Source organism: Geobacillus proteiniphilus (assembly GCF_001908025.1).
GTDB lineage: Bacteria > Bacillota > Bacilli > Bacillales > Anoxybacillaceae > Geobacillus > Geobacillus proteiniphilus.
On the sequence record NZ_MQMG01000068.1, the window covers coordinates 1 to 15,173 of the forward strand.

The window sequence follows — 15,173 nt, forward strand, 5'->3', positions numbered from 1 at the left end:
TTTTCAAAAGCAGGGATCGGAACTGCTGTTTCACATCATTGCCGATTGTTATGAACGAAAAAGTGTCATCGTGACATCGAATTTAGAGTTTGGACAGTGGAATCGAGTGTTTGGGGACAACCGCCTGACGGCAGCGCTGGTGGATCGTTTGGTCCATCACGCCCACATTCTCGCGTTTACGGGAGAGAGCTACCGCTTGCGGCACGCGCTTTCTGCCGTTCAGTCGCTCCCTTCTCGCTCGGTTGAAAGGTAAATTCATTGAGCCGGCAAGCCTATGTATTTTTTCTTGCAATTCTCTGCACTTTTTGCTTGCAAAAAACAGTAAAGGGTTCGCTCCACGGGATGTGAGGCGAATCGGCCTCCGCTAATGCCCGTTTCACGATCCGAAGCGACGAAGGGCCTCGGGTGATCAAAAAGGCGTTGGCCGCTTTGGTTTGCGCCAGAGTGTCTTTTGTCATCGCGGCGGAATCGGCCACGTAAATCCATTCGTCTTCCATCTTGGCTTGTTTGAGCTGTTCGTGGACACGGGACAGCACCTCCGGATTCCACGTTTTGTCAGGCAGGTTGCCGTCGTGCACATCGCCGTAAAACGGGATGCCATCCTCGTTGCCGATCAGCCCGAAGCCGATCTGTTTTTGCCAACGATGATGGCGGTTATAGCCATGTGTGATCTGCAGAGCCTCTAACGAGGCCGATTCATACGCTCCGTAAACCGTCTTGTCCGTCGTATCGGCGTGAAAGGCTCGGAGGGAAAGGCCTTCTTTGCGATAAATGTGAATCAAGCAAGTGCTGATGACCTTGTGAATATCGGCCTCATACAAGCGGTCGAGATGACGGGCCAACGCATCGTCGTTCAACCAGGAAGGATGGAGATCGGGACGGATGAGTTTCTCACAATCGACCTCCTGAGCCCAATGTTCCAAGTGAACAAGGGCTTGCCGGCCGTCAAACAGATTGTAGATGATGGCCTGAACGGCATCGCTGACTCGCGTTTGGCACTGCGGATCGACGGGCACGAGATGGTCAATCAATTGAGGCAGACCCAGTTTCTTGAATAGGGCACTTATTATATTCAAATAAGAATTGCGATAGACCTTTTTGACTTGAACGTTCATGAGAGAAAAACTCCTTCACTTTCCTTGTGTGTCAAGGATTCATTCGACGATGGACACAAAAAATCCTCCCGATTTTCGTTGGGAGGGTGCGAAATGTGAGTTAAACATTAGAGATCACCTCCTCTATTGATTGCCAACTTTTACATAAAAATACTTGATGGAAAACAAGGACATGAACCCTTCTTCCAGCCCATGCCCTTGATGTCGTGCCATATGGATTTACACGCTGGTTTAATCTTACCGCCCCCGCCAAAACACTTCGTTCCATTTTAGTTCATTTTTGAAGGACGAGACGGACGTATGTTCATTGATCACGACGCATTCAATGCCCGCCATTTCCGCAAAGTCTTGCAGCTGTTCTGTTGTAACCGCAAATGAGAAGCACGTATGGTGGGCGCCGCCAGCTAAAATCCATGCTTCAGCGGAGTCGCGGAGCGACGGGCGAGGCTTCCATAAAATGCGGGCGACTGGTAATTTCGGCATGTCGTGTTCCGGTTTCACCGCATCGACTTCATTGACAATGAGACGGAAGCGGTGCCCTAAATCAATCAACGAAGCATTGACCGCTGCGCCCTCGCCGCCGTCAAACACAAGGCGGGCCGGATCTTCTTTTCCGCCAATCGAAAGCGGGTGAACTTCGACGCGCGGTCGCGTTGCCGCGATCGTCGGGCATACTTCGAGCATATGAGCGCCGAGAATCAGTTCGTTGCCCGGCTCAAAGTGGTACGTGTAATCTTCCATAAATGACGTCCCTTTTCCATCAGCCATCACTTTCATTAGCCGGACAAGCGCAGCCGTTTTCCAGTCTCCCTCGCCTCCAAAACCGTATCCTTCCGCCATGAGTCGCTGAACGGCAAGTCCCGGGAGCTGCTTCATCCCATGCAAGTCCTCGAACGTCGTCGTGAAAGCGGTAAAGTTCCCATCCTGCAAAAAGGCTTTCAGCCCGAGTTCAATCCGCGCCTGTTCACGAATTGATTCGCGAACGGGCCCTTCTTGGCGGCCGGCGGGTACAATGTCGTACAGCTCCTCGTATTCATCGAGCAACTCGTTCACTTTTTGTTCAGAAACATCGCGGATGTATTGCACCAAATCCCCGATGCCATAGCCGTTGACCGACCAGCCGAATTGAATTTGCGCTCCGACTTTGTCCCCTTCCGTCACAGCCACTTCACGCATGTTGTCGCCAAAACGAGCCACTTTTAGGTTGCGGCTTTCCGCAAACGCGACAGCCGTCCGCATCCATTTCGCCAGCCGCTCGCGGACTTCTGGGTCTTCCCAGTGCCCGACCACCACTTTCCGGGCCACGCCCATTCTCGCGCCGATAAATCCGTATTCCCGGTCACCGTGAGCCGATTGGTTTAAGTTCATAAAGTCCATATCGATGCTGTCCCACGGAATATCACGGTTAAACTGAGTGTGAAGATGCAATAACGGTTTTCGCAACTCCAAAAGGCCGCCAATCCACATCTTCGCTGGCGAGAACGTATGCATCCATGTGACAACGCCGGCACATTGTTCGCTCGCATTCGCCTCAAGGCAAACGCGCCGAATTTCCTCTGGCGTCGTCACGACTGATTTGAAAACGAATGGGAACGGAAACACCGAATCGCGATTCCATTCATTGACCATGATTCTTGAATGTTCTTCGACTTGTTTTAACGCTTCTTCTCCGTACAAGTGCTGACTTCCTGTCACAAACCAAAATTCATAAGGACGTAATGACAGCATCATTGCTCCTCCCCGTTCACGATAAAGTCATAGATTCTTTCGCCGCTCGTGCGGTTTCTTTCCAATGTTTAAGCCGTTTCATGACATCGTTTTCCCCACGGCCGAAGTAGTCATGCAACTTCGTATATTCTTGGTACAACTGCTCGTACATCGCGACATTCTCCGGAATCGGTTTGAACGTCTCTTCACGCACTTTTCCCATGTTTCGCGCCGCCTCAACGATTGATTCATAACCGCCGTTCTCTTTGCCGGCCGCGACCGCCGCGAACATGGCAGCCCCCACTGCCGGGGTTTGCTTCGACGCCGCGATTTTGATCTCGCGGTTGGTCACATCGGCATAAATTTGCATGAGCAGCTTATTTTTTTGCGGCAATCCGCCGCATGCGTACAATTCGTCAACCTTGACACCGTTTTCAACGAAAGCATCGATAATTTTGCGCGTGCCAAAGGCCGTTGCTTCAAGCAGCGCACGGTAAATCTCTTCTGGTTTTGTCAGCAGTGTATATCCGACGATGAGCCCGGTTAAATCGGTATCGACCAACACGGAGCGGTTGCCGTTCCACCAGTCCAACGCGAGCAGCCCGGTTTCCCCCGGACGATAGGCAGCAGCGCGCTTTTCCAGCCACTCATGGACACTAACCCCTTCTTTTTCCGCCGCTTCTTTCACATAAGCCGGGACGCCTTGTTCAACATACCAAGCAAAAATGTCCCCCACCGCCGACTGGCCGGCTTCATAGCCGAAATATCCTGGAATGATGCCGTCTTCCACAACGCCGCACATGCCTTCGACATATTTTTCTTCCGTGCCAAGCAACATGTGGCAAATCGATGTTCCCATCGCCATCACCAGCTTGCCGGGCTCGACAACCCCGACGCCTGGTACGGCCGCATGGGCATCGACATTTCCGACGGCAACGGCTGTTCCCGGAAGGAGGCCCATCATAGCGGCCATTTCATTGGTCAGCACACCTGCTCTCGTACCAAGCGGAACGATCGGGCCGCGCAGTTTCGTTTCTGTTAAGTGTTCCAGCCGCGGGTCGAGCGCCCGGAAAAACTCCTTGCTTGGATAGCCGTCCTGTTTATGCCAAATGGACTTATAGCCCGCCGCACAGCTATTCCGGACGATATTGCCGGTCATTTTGAAAATGACCCAATCAGTCGCCTCGAGGAAAAGATCAGTTTGTTCGTAAATCTCCGGATCTTCGTTTAGAATCTGCCAAATTTTCGCAATCATCCATTCGGATGAAATTTTTCCGCCGTATCTCGGCAAAAATGCTTCGCCTCGTTTGGCCGCAATTTCATTGAGCAAGTTCGCCTCATCTTGAGCGGCATGGTGCTTCCACAATTTCACCCAACTGTGCGGACGGTTCCTGAATTCTGGCTTTAGACAAAGCGGCTCGCCAGAAGCATCGACCGGCAGCATCGTGCATGAAGTAAAATCAATGCCGACCCCGATCACATCAGCTGGGTTGACCCCAGACTTTTGCAATACCGTTGGAACAGCGGTCGCCAATACTTCAATATAATCAGCCGGGTGTTGCAGCGCCCAGTCTGGCTCGAGTTGTACGTTCGATTCTGGCAATACTTCATCAATAACTCCGTGGGGGTACGGAGTGACATGGTCCGCAATTTCGTTTCCTTCTAGATCAACGAGAACGGCTCGTCCCGATTCGGTGCCATAGTCAATGCCAATGACATACTTTTTCCCCATCTCGGTCTCCCTCCCTTTACTGCCCATAGTAAGCGTTTGCGCCATGCTTGCGCAAATAGTGGCGATCAAGCAACGTTTGGCTGATCGGCTTTGCATTTGGATTGAGCATGTACGTTCTTGCCGCCATTTTCGCCACTTCTTCCAAGACAACGGCATTATGAACCGCGTTCGCTGGATCTTTCCCCCAAGCAAACGGTCCGTGGCCGTGCACCAAGACACCTGGCATTTGCAGCGGATCGAGAAAACGAAACGTTTCCGTAATGACCTTTCCGGTCTCTAGTTCATAAGCTCCTTGAATTTCTTCATTGGTCATCGGACGAGTGCATGGAATTTCCCCATAAAAATAGTCCGCGTGCGTCGTCCCTAATACTGGAATTCCTTTTCCAGCCTGCGCCCAAATCGTCGCCCAAGTCGAATGGGTGTGAACAACTCCACCGATACCAGAAAATTTTTTATACAACCAGAGGTGGGTCGGGGTGTCCGACGACGGTTTTAAGTCCCCTTCCACCACATTTCCAGTTAAATCCACGACCACCATATCATCAATGGTCAACTTGTCATACGCCACCCCGCTTGGCTTAATGACAACCAACCCGCGCTCCCGATCAATCCCGCTCACATTTCCCCACGTAAATGTCACGAGGCGGTATTGCGGGAGCTGCAGGTTGGCCTCTAATACGGCTTGTTTCAACTCCTCAAGCATTGGCTCCCACTCCCTATGAAAAAACTCCTCACCTCCATTATACTATTGTACGTACAATTTTTCTATAACTTTTTTTGATCTCTCATACATTTTTTAAATTTCCTTTGTTGAGTTACGGACAATTAGCTCCGGTCGATAAATGATATCGCCAATTTTATCGACTGATCGTTGTTCGATCATTTGAATGAGCATCTCAGCCGCTTGAACGCCCATTTCTGTTTTCGGATGGCGAATCGTCGTCAATTTCACCTCCGTCGCTGTCGCAAATGTAGAGTCATCAAAGCCAACGATCGAAATGTCATCGGGAACCGATAACCCTTGTTGGCGAATGACTTCAAGAAGCAAAATCGCCAGCTCATCGTTGTAGCACACAAAGGCTGTCGGGCGCTCCTCTTTCGGCCGTTGCAAAAACTCCCGCGCCACCTCAAGCGGTTTTGTCCATTTCTCCTCTGTTGCGTAGGAAAGAAGATACTCCGTCGCCACAGGCACCTCGTGTTGCTGATGGGCGCGAATAAAGCCGCGCAAACGATCCACCCCTTGCAAATCGTCGGTTTTAAAGAAACCAGCAATCCGGCGGTGCCCTAAACGAATGAGATGGTCGGTCAATAAAAATCCTCCCTGCTCGTCGTCCATTTTGACGCATGGACAGCTCACTTCCAAATAGCGGGCATTGATCATCACGTACGGAATATGGAGGTTATTGAGCGACAAGTAGTAGCCCAAATTTGGATTTCCTTGCGCGCTTTTTGTCGGTTCGATGATCAGTCCGCTCAACGGCTCCCGGATCATCTCCTCAAGCTGCTCTTTCTCTCTCTGTTTATCGTTATTCGTGCTGGCAAGCAAAAGACGGTATCCTTTTTCCCGCAGCGTCTCCTCCGCTCCTCGGACGATATGGGGAAAAATATAATCGGAAATATAGGTCGTCACGATCCCGATCGTTTTCGTATCCACCTGTTCTTTCGGCTTCGGTCGGGACACAAATGTGCCGCTCCCTTGGATTTTGTACAGCCATCCTTCCTTCTCGAGTTCCCCTAGCGCCTGCCGAACCGTATGTCGGCTTAGTTGAAACTGGTTGGCGATTTCGTGCTCGGTTGGAATTTTCTCATCCGGCTTCATTTGTCCGGAAATGATCCAAGATAAAATTTCTTGTTTTAATTGCAGATATTTAGGCAGCGTTTTCTCCTTCATAGTCCACCTCAACGATAAAATAATGAGATACAAATTAATTTTATTATAACAGTTTTTATTTGTCCGTATCATTATTCTAAAAGCAAGCAGCGGAAAGAATGAAACATGAGGGAACTTGTACACGCTCTTTTTCGAGTGAAAGGGAACGATGGAGAAAACGCTTCAGTCTCCAAAACCACTTGAAATACGACTCGGCATATGGATCATAGAACCGATCGCACTCTTTCCGAGCATAAAGTCTTGCATCCATCTTTTGACCATTTGACAAAAAAGCCAAGCAATGCGCTTGGCCCTTCGCTTTCGCATTAAGCAGCTTTATTTTTGTTGTAAATATCAAAAGCCACAGCAATAAGCAATACAAGCCCTTTGATGGCCTGTTGCCAGTCAATACCGAGCCCCAGCAAGGACATCCCGTTATTCATTACGCCCATGACTAGACCGCCGATGATCGCTCCGCTAATCGTGCCGATTCCTCCATAAGCGGATGCGCCTCCAATAAAGCACGCCGCAATGGCATCGAGCTCAAACAAGTTCCCCGCTTTCGGCGTCGCAGCGTTGAGGCGAGCGGCAAAAATCAATCCGGACAAAGCGGCCAACACGCCCATGTTGACAAACACCCAAAACGTGACACGTTTCGTTTTAATCCCGGACAATTGCGCAGCCTTCTCATTACCACCAATCGCATAAATATGGCGGCCGACGACCGTCCGGTTCGCCACAAAGGAATAAGCAATGATCAACGCAACCAAAATCACTAGAATCGTCGGAATTCCTTCATACGTCGCTAAAATATAAGTAAAAATCATGATCACAGCGGCAATCACAGCCAGCTTCAAGGCAAACATCGCCGCAGGGGTGACCGCAAACCCATATTTTTTCTGACTGTTTCGTTTTCTCCATTCCAGTACAACAAATAAGAGAGAAGCGGCGAAACCGATCACAATGGTGAACAGATGGATCTCTCCTCCATGAAATACGTCAGGGAGAAACCCAGAACTCATATTTTGGAATGTTTTCGGAAACGGGGCGATCGACTGTCCTTCCAAAATAACCATCGTCAATCCTCGGAACAGCAACATCCCTGCTAATGTAACAATGAATGATGGAATTTTTACGTACGCCACCCAAAATCCTTGCCATGCGCCAATCAAGGCTCCGAGCAATAAACAAATGAGCACCGTCAACCATACTGATGCATGGTGCTGAACCATCAGAATGCCGGCCAATGCCCCGACAAAAGCTGCCACCGATCCGACGGACAAATCAATATGTCCGGTGATAATGACAAGCATCATGCCAACAGCCAGCACCAAAATATAACTGTTTTGCAAAATCAAGTTTGTAATATTTAATGGCCGCAACAAAATGCCTCCAGTTAACACTTGGAACAATAACATAATCAAAATGAGAGCGATGACCATACTGTAACTTCTCATATTGTTTTTGATCATCTGCTTCAACGATAACTGCTGACTTTCTGTAGACCGCTTTGGAGAATGTTGTGCTGTTTTTTGCATTAGTGCTCCCATCTTATGCCCCCTCCTGAATCGCTGTTTTCGTCATAAGCCTCATTAGTTTTTCCTGTGTCGCTTCTTCCCGCGACACCTCTCCAGTGATTATCCCTTCACTCATCACATAAATTCGATCGCACATGCCAAGAATTTCTGGGAGTTCGGACGAAATCATTAAAATACCTTTTCCTGCATCGGCTAGCTGCTGAATGATCGTGTAAATTTCATATTTCGCTCCGACGTCAATCCCCCGTGTTGGTTCGTCGAGAATCAAAATATCTGGCTCAGCAAAAATCCATTTGCTTAACACCACTTTTTGTTGATTCCCGCCACTAAGGGCTTCTACTTTTTGAAATACGCTTGGCGTTTTAATTTTGAATTGGTCACGGAATCGCTCCGATTCAACAATTTCTTGATTTTCATCGACCACAAAATGATTTGAGATTTTCCCTAAGCGGGAAAGTGTAATATTTTTCCGAATGTCTTCCATTAGGATGAGGCCATTTCCTTTTCGATCTTCTGTTACATAGGCAATCCCGTTGGCAATGGCCTTGCTGACATCGCTGACATCGATTTTGACCCCGTTTTTCCATATTTCTCCGCTAATTTTCTTTCCGTATGACCGACCAAAGATGCTCATGGCCAATTCGGTTCGTCCCGCCCCCATAAGGCCGGCGATCCCCACAATTTCTCCTCTGCGAATCGACAGATTGATATTATCAAGCACTTTGCGCTCCGAATAAACAGGGTGATATACTGTCCAATTCCTGACCTCGAATATGATTTCGCCTATCTTCGGTGTTCTTGAAGGATAGCGATTCGTTAAATCGCGTCCGACCATTCCACGGATAATCCGGTCTTCGGTCACCTCATCATGTTTCATATCCAACGTTTCAATTGTTTTTCCATCTCGTAAAATCGTGATCGAATCAGCGACTTTCGTAATTTCATTTAATTTATGGGAAATAATAATGGCCGATAACCCCTGTTTTTTCAATTCCAAAAGCAAATTCAGCAAATTTTCGCTGTCATCTTCATTTAATGCCGCTGTAGGCTCATCCAAAATAAGCAATTTCACATCTTTAGCCAACGCCTTCGCGATTTCTACAAGTTGCTGCTTGCCGACGCCAAGTTGGCCGACCAATGTATGCGGCGACTCATCTAATCCGACTTTCTGCAACAGCTTTTTTGTTTGAGCGATCGTTTCATTCCAGTTAATGATGCCTCTTTTCGCCCGTTCATTCCCTAAAAAAATATTTTCGGCAATGGATAAATAGGGAATCAAGGCCAGCTCTTGATGAATGATAACAATTCCTAACTGTTCGCTCTGTTTAATATCTTTAAATCTACATACTTCGCCCTTAAATAAAATTTCTCCGTCATACGTGCCGTACGGATAAACGCCGCTCAAGACTTTCATTAATGTCGATTTTCCTGCTCCATTCTCTCCACAAAGCGCGTGAATTTCCCCTTCCCGTATTTTTAAATTCACATTATCAAGTGCTTTCACTCCAGGGAATTGTTTCGTAATCCCTCTCATTTCTAAAATAAACTCAGACATCTCCCGCTGCCCCCCTTGTAAGAGAGTTACGGATATAAGGGGGTACAGGTACATCCCTTATATCCGTCTTTTTGGCATCTTCTACTTTTCTAAATCTTCTTTTTTGTAATAACCGCTGTCAATCAACACTTTTTCATAATTGGATTTATCAACCGAAACCGGTTCCAACAAGTACGCTGGGACAACTTTGACCCCGTTATTATACGTTTTCGTATCGTTCACTTCCGGCTTTTTCCCTTTCAACACCGCATCAACCATCTCAACCGCTTTTTTCGCCAATTCTCTTGTGTCTTTAAATACCGTTTGCGTTTGTTCCCCTGCGATAATCGATTTCACCGAAGCCAATTCCGCATCTTGCCCAGTAATCACCGGCATCGGCTTGCTCGGAGTTCCGTAGCCAACCCCTTTTAAGGAAGAAATGATGCCAATGCTAATGCCATCGTACGGGGACAAAACCGCATCAACGCGAGCATTCGTATAATGCGCGCTCAACAAGTTATCCATACGCGCTTGAGCCGTAGCTCCATCCCAACGCAATGTCGCTACTTGGTCAAACTTCGTTTGGCCGCTTCTCACCACTAATTTTCCGGAATCAATGTACGGTTTTAACACCGACATCGCTCCATCAAAGAAGAAATAGGCGTTATTGTCATCTGGAGAACCGGCAAACAACTCAATGTTGAACGGTCCTTTTCCTTCTTTCAATCCGAGCTTTTGTTCGATGTACTGGCCTTGCAGCACACCAACTTTAAAGTTATCAAACGTTGCATAATAGTCGACGTACTTGCTGTTTTTGATCAAACGATCGTACGAAATGATCTTAATTCCTTGTTTATGCGCTTTTTCCAACACATCCGTTAACGCTTCCGCGTCAATCGGAGCAATCACTAACACATTGACCCCTTTGGTGATCATGTTTTCAATTTGCGATACTTGGTTCTCGACTACGTCCTCGGCATATTGCAAATCCGTCTTATATCCGAGCTTCTTAAATTCTTTCACCATGTTTTCCCCGTCACGAATCCAGCGTTCCGATGATTTTGTCGGCATTGAAATACCAACAAATCCGGCGTCTTTTCCACCATTCGCTCCGAGTCCTCCACAGGCGGACAATGACAGTACAAACACCAATAACGTCAGTACAGATAAAAGCCTTTTCATTTTTTTACCCCCTTTTAAATTTGTACGTATATTTAATTTCTGATTTTACTATATCATCGAACAAATTGTCCGTCTTTTTAATTAATTAACTGTTTTTATAAAAATTCAACTTTGTTGAAGCGTTTTCAAAAAAAGAAGAACGATCTTTTCAAAAGACCGTCCCGTCGCATTAACACTCGTTTCCTTCCTTATCTTAGGAGCTATCGTTTGTTATGTGCATTCTCCGGTATTGATTTGGAGATACTCCCATCGCCTTTTTAAAAGCAGTGCTGAAATAATGTTGCGTATCATAACCGACACGTTCAGCAATTTCATGGATCGGCAGTTCGGTAGACAAAAGCAATTCCGCCGCCTTCTCCATCCGAGTTTTCGCCAACAAATGGATGAACGAAATACCGAGCTCTTGCTTGATAATTCGACTTAAATAAACCGGAGAGACATTGAGAAACTGTGCAACGGACTCAAGCGTCAAATCCGATTGGCTAAAATGCTTCTGTATATACTGCCTAGCACGACGGACAATCGGAGAAAGGCGGCTTTCTTCCACCATTTGCTCTTTGCATTTTTCATATGCCGTCGCCACCCCGACCATTCCTCCTTCCACCGTTTCTATATATACACTGGCTCTAATGTGCAAATGTTGTTTCAGTGCCGTTTCCATCTGCCTACACTGTTCTTCACTAATCGGTTTCCAGCTGATCACAACAATAAACTCGTTTGAATCACGAAAAACAATTTTTTCACCATCCCCCAATAATTCAGAGACGGCCTTTTCAATGGCAAATAAAAGCAACTGCCGATCCCGATCGCTCACAATGGGTTGATTTTTAAATGAAAACCATTGAATCACCACGACTTGCGCAGGACAAGACCGTGAAAGTCCGAGCAATGACAGTTGTCCCATGATATCCTCCTCCGTCAGTCGCCCTGCCACCCATTCCATCCCGAATTGCTGGCGAAGCACGTGAATATGCTTTTGTACTTGGTTCGTTAACAATTCCCTATATTGTTTTTCCTTTTGCTCCTGTTCGAGCTTCTCTTTCACTTTTGCGACTACTTCGCGCAATCGTTGCGGATCGGTTGGCTTTAATAAATAATCATCCACTTGAAGGCGAATCGCCTCCTGTGCATACGAAAACTCATCATAACCGGTAATTACAATCATATGGCAGTTGGGCAACTTCTCCCGCACATGTCTCATCAGCGTAAGCCCGTCCATGATCGGCATGCTTAAATCGACAAACAATACATTCACTCGATGCCGTAAAGCTAATTCCAACGCCTCTTCCCCATCTTCTGCTTCTGCAACAACTTCCATGTTAAATTCATTCCAATCGATCGACTCCCGAATCCCTTCACGAATGATCGCTTCGTCATCTGCAATCAGCACCTTCCACATGAATCCATCCCTCCTAAGGAAGATGGGTGATGATTGGATGCACAATCGTCACGGTTGTTCCTTTTCCTTCCTCACTATCGATATGCAACCGGTAGGACGGGCCAAATGTTAATTGTAAGCGAGCTTGTACGTTCATCATTCCATATCCTTTCACCTTTCGCATTCTGCCTTCCTGGTCTCCTGATGTAAAATCAATGTCTAAACTTTTCCTCAACTCTTCCAGCCGCTCCCGGGACATTCCGACGCCATCATCTTTTACACGAATATACATTACTCCTTTATGTTCTCGCGCTTGAATCCAAATATGTCCTGGTCCTTTCCGCTGTTTAATGCCATGATAAATCGCGTTCTCCACAATCGGCTGCAACAGCAACTTTAACACATAAAATTGTTGCAGATATTCCGGAATGTCAAATGTGTAGTCTAACTTATCTTTATAGCGAACTTCCTGGATACGTAAATAACTTTTAATATGCTCTACTTCCTCAGCCAAAAGAATCATATCCTTCCCCTTGCTTAATCCGATGCGGAACAGCTTTGCCAGTGTGCCGACCAATTCAGCAACATCATCAGCCCCTTTTTTGCGTGCCATCCATTGAATGGTATCTAATGTATTGTAAAGGAAGTGCGGTTTAATTTGTGCTTGCAACCCCCGCAACTCTGCCTCCCATCGCTGCCGCTCCTGCCATTCGGCCAAAGAAATAAAACGCTGCATTTGATCCAACATGTGGTTGAAACTTCGACCCAACATCCCAATTTCATCCGTACGCTCACCATGATAACGAATCGTTAAATCGCCTGCTTGCGCTTTTTTCATAAATGCCGTTAACTGGCTGATCGGACGAGATAATGAAAACGACAGGTAATAGGAAGCACCAATTGCAATAAAACAGACGAAAAAAATAAAACTGACAATATAAAAATGGATCTCTTTCACTTCTAATGCCGATTCATCGCTGGGGAACACCCCGATTGTTGTCCAATTCGTAAATGGAGAGCGCTGGTAAATAAACTGAACATGTTGTCCATTGATGTTCTTGGAAAATGCACCGCTATTTCCTTTGATCCAGCGCAATGGGACAGCTGTCACTGTAGAACGGCTCGGAGTATAGATGCTTTTCCCCTGCTCATCCATCACCAATAAATATCCCCATTTTCCAAGACGGATATTTTTAGTAGCTTCCGCAATCACTCTCAACTTTAAATCAACCAGTACAACCCCTTTCACTTTTTGTGTCTCGGGATCCATAATGGCTCGAACTGCAGATACGACTTCTGCACTTGTATAATGGGCATGAGAAATAACATTTCGTCCGATAGGATGACCGAGCATTTTAAAAATCCCTTTATTTTTCACAGCCTCACGATACCACCATTCCTTTGTCAATGGCGCGGAAGAACGGCTGTACATTTCATTACTTATATAGTCGCCATATTCGTTAACAACTAAAATCCCCGCAATCTCGGGATACAACGTAGTGATTCCTTGCAAAAATTGACGCATTTCATAATCATTGCGAGGCGCTCTACGATCCAAAAACGCTTTCATTTGTGGATTAAAGGCAATGAGATACGTTGCGTTTTGCATATTATTGGCATAAAACTCTAATGTCTGATTGACTTGGCTAATCAATTGCAATGTATTTTCATTTACTTGTCGTTCGATAATTCGATCAACCGTCCACCCTACCAAGCTTCCTAAACAGAGTGCAGGCACAATCATAGAGATGAGTAACAACGAAACAAACTTGTATCGTATCGGCCAATGGCTAACCCGCCAACGCTTCATCATTCGCAACCTCAATCACTCATTTCTCTATGTAGTCATTTGGCATAAAAATGATCCACATTTTCCCGCGTAACGACCGTAATTCCTGTATCAACATACGTTGGCAACGGTGAATCTCCTGACCGGGATGGAGATGTGAGATGATGATGAAGATGAAATAAAAATTGGAGCGACCAATATCCCATATTCCACGTTCCTTGCGCCAACGTCGCAGCAATAACGCCCCCCTTCACTAAATCTAACGTTTGTTTTTCTGTATCGAAACTAATGAGCTTAATCTCTTTCTTATTTAGCTCTTTGACTGCTTCTGCCATGCCAACTCCCCCGTTCGCTTCTGTTGCAAAGATCCCTTGCACATCCGGATAATCCTTTAAAATCTCCATTGCCGCCTGTTTTGAGGCCATAGCGTCCCCTTTTCCATTCTTTACGGCCACCACTTGCATTCGCGGATATTTTTGATAGATCGTCTCAACAAATCCTCTCGTCCTCTCTTGATGATTGAGTTGATGAGGGGAAGTAATGATCGCGACTTTCCCCTCATTCTTCAGCAGTTTAGCCATTTCGTGAGCCGCCGTCACTCCAGCGCTATAATTATTCGTCCCTAGAAATGAAAACGCCTTGCTTCCCGAAGCGTTCGAGTCAAATAATACAACTGGAATCCCTTCCTCGACTGCTTTATTGATTGTCTTCGTCAGCGCAGTCGGATTAATGGCAGAAACCGCAATCCCAGCTGGTTTTCTCGCGATCACTTGTTCGAGCACTGTCACTTGCTCATTGACGTCATATTGAGTCGCCCCTCGATATTCTACGGAAACGTTCAACGCCTCCGCTGCGTCTTCAAATCCTTTGAGACAGCGTTTCCAATAATCCATGCCTGATTGGAAGGTGACCATGACATATTTTTCATCAGGCTTGCCGTGGAGAGAAGAAATCTCATCCTGAAGAGAACGAATGCGGGATATATCTTGTTGATAATAGTAGGCATACGCGATAAAGATGGATAACAAACATGCATACATTGCAATTAAAGTTCTTATTTTCATTGCTTATCCCCTCGCCTTTGGCGTTCTATTTTTTATACAAATGATATCTTAATCGCTGTAATTGTACGTATCAATAAAATTGATATACAACAATTTACCATGATTTACACTAGTCATTCAAATCAATTTGACATCCATCAATTGAGAGTTAGATTATACATAAAAATGGGGGGCCCAAAAGATCGGACACCCCCTTTCGTCTACGAACTAACCGCTATGAACTAACCGCTTCTTCCCCACTATATTTTGTGTCTATCCTGAAAA

Annotated in this window: 11 protein-coding genes and 1 pseudogene; 1 reads left to right on the top strand and 11 read right to left on the bottom strand. The window is 46.4% G+C overall.

The window, feature by feature from the left end; translation table 11 throughout:
• Positions 1-253, top strand: a 253-nt coding sequence (locus BRO54_RS16980) for an ATP-binding protein (RefSeq protein ID WP_161496664.1), incomplete at its 5' end; no start/stop codon positions are given.
• Between the two features lie 64 nt (positions 254-317).
• On the opposite strand, the pseudogene BRO54_RS16985 reads toward BRO54_RS16980, so the two are convergent.
• From BRO54_RS16985 to BRO54_RS17035, 11 genes and pseudogenes are all read right to left on the bottom strand, one after another.
• Positions 318-1,115: pseudogene (locus BRO54_RS16985) on the bottom strand (IS1634 family transposase); the annotation flags it as partial.
• Positions 1,116-1,352: 237 nt separating this feature from the next.
• Positions 1,353-2,843, bottom strand: a complete 1,491-nt coding sequence (gene araA / locus BRO54_RS16990) for an L-arabinose isomerase (protein WP_041467871.1) — start codon at positions 2,841-2,843, stop codon at positions 1,353-1,355.
• 16 nt (positions 2,844-2,859) lie between these two features.
• Entirely contained in the window at positions 2,860-4,554 is a 1,695-nt protein-coding gene (locus tag BRO54_RS16995; RefSeq protein WP_011231394.1) for a ribulokinase, read from the bottom strand.
• A gap of 16 nt (positions 4,555-4,570) precedes the next feature.
• On the bottom strand, positions 4,571-5,257 hold the full coding sequence (gene araD / locus BRO54_RS17000; RefSeq protein WP_011231395.1) for an L-ribulose-5-phosphate 4-epimerase: 687 nt from the start codon (positions 5,255-5,257) through the stop codon (positions 4,571-4,573).
• A 93-nt stretch (positions 5,258-5,350) separates the two neighbouring features.
• On the bottom strand, positions 5,351-6,445 hold the full coding sequence (locus BRO54_RS17005; protein WP_011231396.1) for a GntR family transcriptional regulator: 1,095 nt from the start codon (positions 6,443-6,445) through the stop codon (positions 5,351-5,353).
• A gap of 305 nt (positions 6,446-6,750) precedes the next feature.
• Positions 6,751-7,974: a multiple monosaccharide ABC transporter permease gene (gene mmsB / locus BRO54_RS17010; RefSeq protein WP_014195985.1), complete on the bottom strand. Its 1,224-nt coding sequence runs from the start codon at positions 7,972-7,974 to the stop codon at positions 6,751-6,753.
• 1 nt (position 7,975) lies between these two features.
• Positions 7,976-9,517, bottom strand: coding sequence for a multiple monosaccharide ABC transporter ATP-binding protein (gene mmsA / locus BRO54_RS17015; RefSeq protein ID WP_074044698.1), 1,542 nt, complete (start codon positions 9,515-9,517; stop codon positions 7,976-7,978).
• Between the two features lie 81 nt (positions 9,518-9,598).
• Complete coding sequence (gene chvE / locus BRO54_RS17020) at positions 9,599-10,678, bottom strand: multiple monosaccharide ABC transporter substrate-binding protein (protein WP_011231399.1); 1,080 nt, start codon at positions 10,676-10,678, stop codon at positions 9,599-9,601.
• Between the two features lie 193 nt (positions 10,679-10,871).
• Positions 10,872-12,077, bottom strand: a complete 1,206-nt coding sequence (locus BRO54_RS17025) for a response regulator transcription factor (RefSeq protein ID WP_074044699.1) — start codon at positions 12,075-12,077, stop codon at positions 10,872-10,874.
• A 13-nt stretch (positions 12,078-12,090) separates the two neighbouring features.
• Positions 12,091-13,866 carry a cache domain-containing sensor histidine kinase gene (locus BRO54_RS17030; protein WP_033007424.1) on the bottom strand — a complete coding sequence of 592 codons (1,776 nt, stop codon included), beginning with the start codon at positions 13,864-13,866 and terminating at the stop codon, positions 12,091-12,093.
• Between the two features lie 35 nt (positions 13,867-13,901).
• Complete coding sequence (locus tag BRO54_RS17035; protein ID WP_050436454.1) at positions 13,902-14,909, bottom strand: substrate-binding domain-containing protein; 1,008 nt, start codon at positions 14,907-14,909, stop codon at positions 13,902-13,904.
• Positions 14,910-15,173 lie beyond the last annotated feature (264 nt).

Bases quoted from the DNA above. Each gene is read 5' to 3' on its own strand.
- araA (WP_041467871.1), bottom strand. From the start codon at position 2,843: ATGCTGTCATTACGTCCTTATGAATTTTGGTTTGTGACAGGAAGTCAG.
- BRO54_RS16995 (WP_011231394.1), bottom strand. From the start codon at position 4,554: ATGGGGAAAAAGTATGTCATTGGCATTGACTATGGCACCGAATCGGGA.
- araD (WP_011231395.1), bottom strand. From the start codon at position 5,257: ATGCTTGAGGAGTTGAAACAAGCCGTATTAGAGGCCAACCTGCAGCTC.
- BRO54_RS17005 (WP_011231396.1), bottom strand. From the start codon at position 6,445: ATGAAGGAGAAAACGCTGCCTAAATATCTGCAATTAAAACAAGAAATT.
- mmsB (WP_014195985.1), bottom strand. From the start codon at position 7,974: ATGGGAGCACTAATGCAAAAAACAGCACAACATTCTCCAAAGCGGTCT.
- mmsA (WP_074044698.1), bottom strand. From the start codon at position 9,517: ATGTCTGAGTTTATTTTAGAAATGAGAGGGATTACGAAACAATTCCCT.
- chvE (WP_011231399.1), bottom strand. From the start codon at position 10,678: ATGAAAAGGCTTTTATCTGTACTGACGTTATTGGTGTTTGTACTGTCA.
- BRO54_RS17025 (WP_074044699.1), bottom strand. From the start codon at position 12,077: ATGTGGAAGGTGCTGATTGCAGATGACGAAGCGATCATTCGTGAAGGG.
- BRO54_RS17030 (WP_033007424.1), bottom strand. From the start codon at position 13,866: ATGAAGCGTTGGCGGGTTAGCCATTGGCCGATACGATACAAGTTTGTT.
- BRO54_RS17035 (WP_050436454.1), bottom strand. From the start codon at position 14,909: ATGAAAATAAGAACTTTAATTGCAATGTATGCATGTTTGTTATCCATC.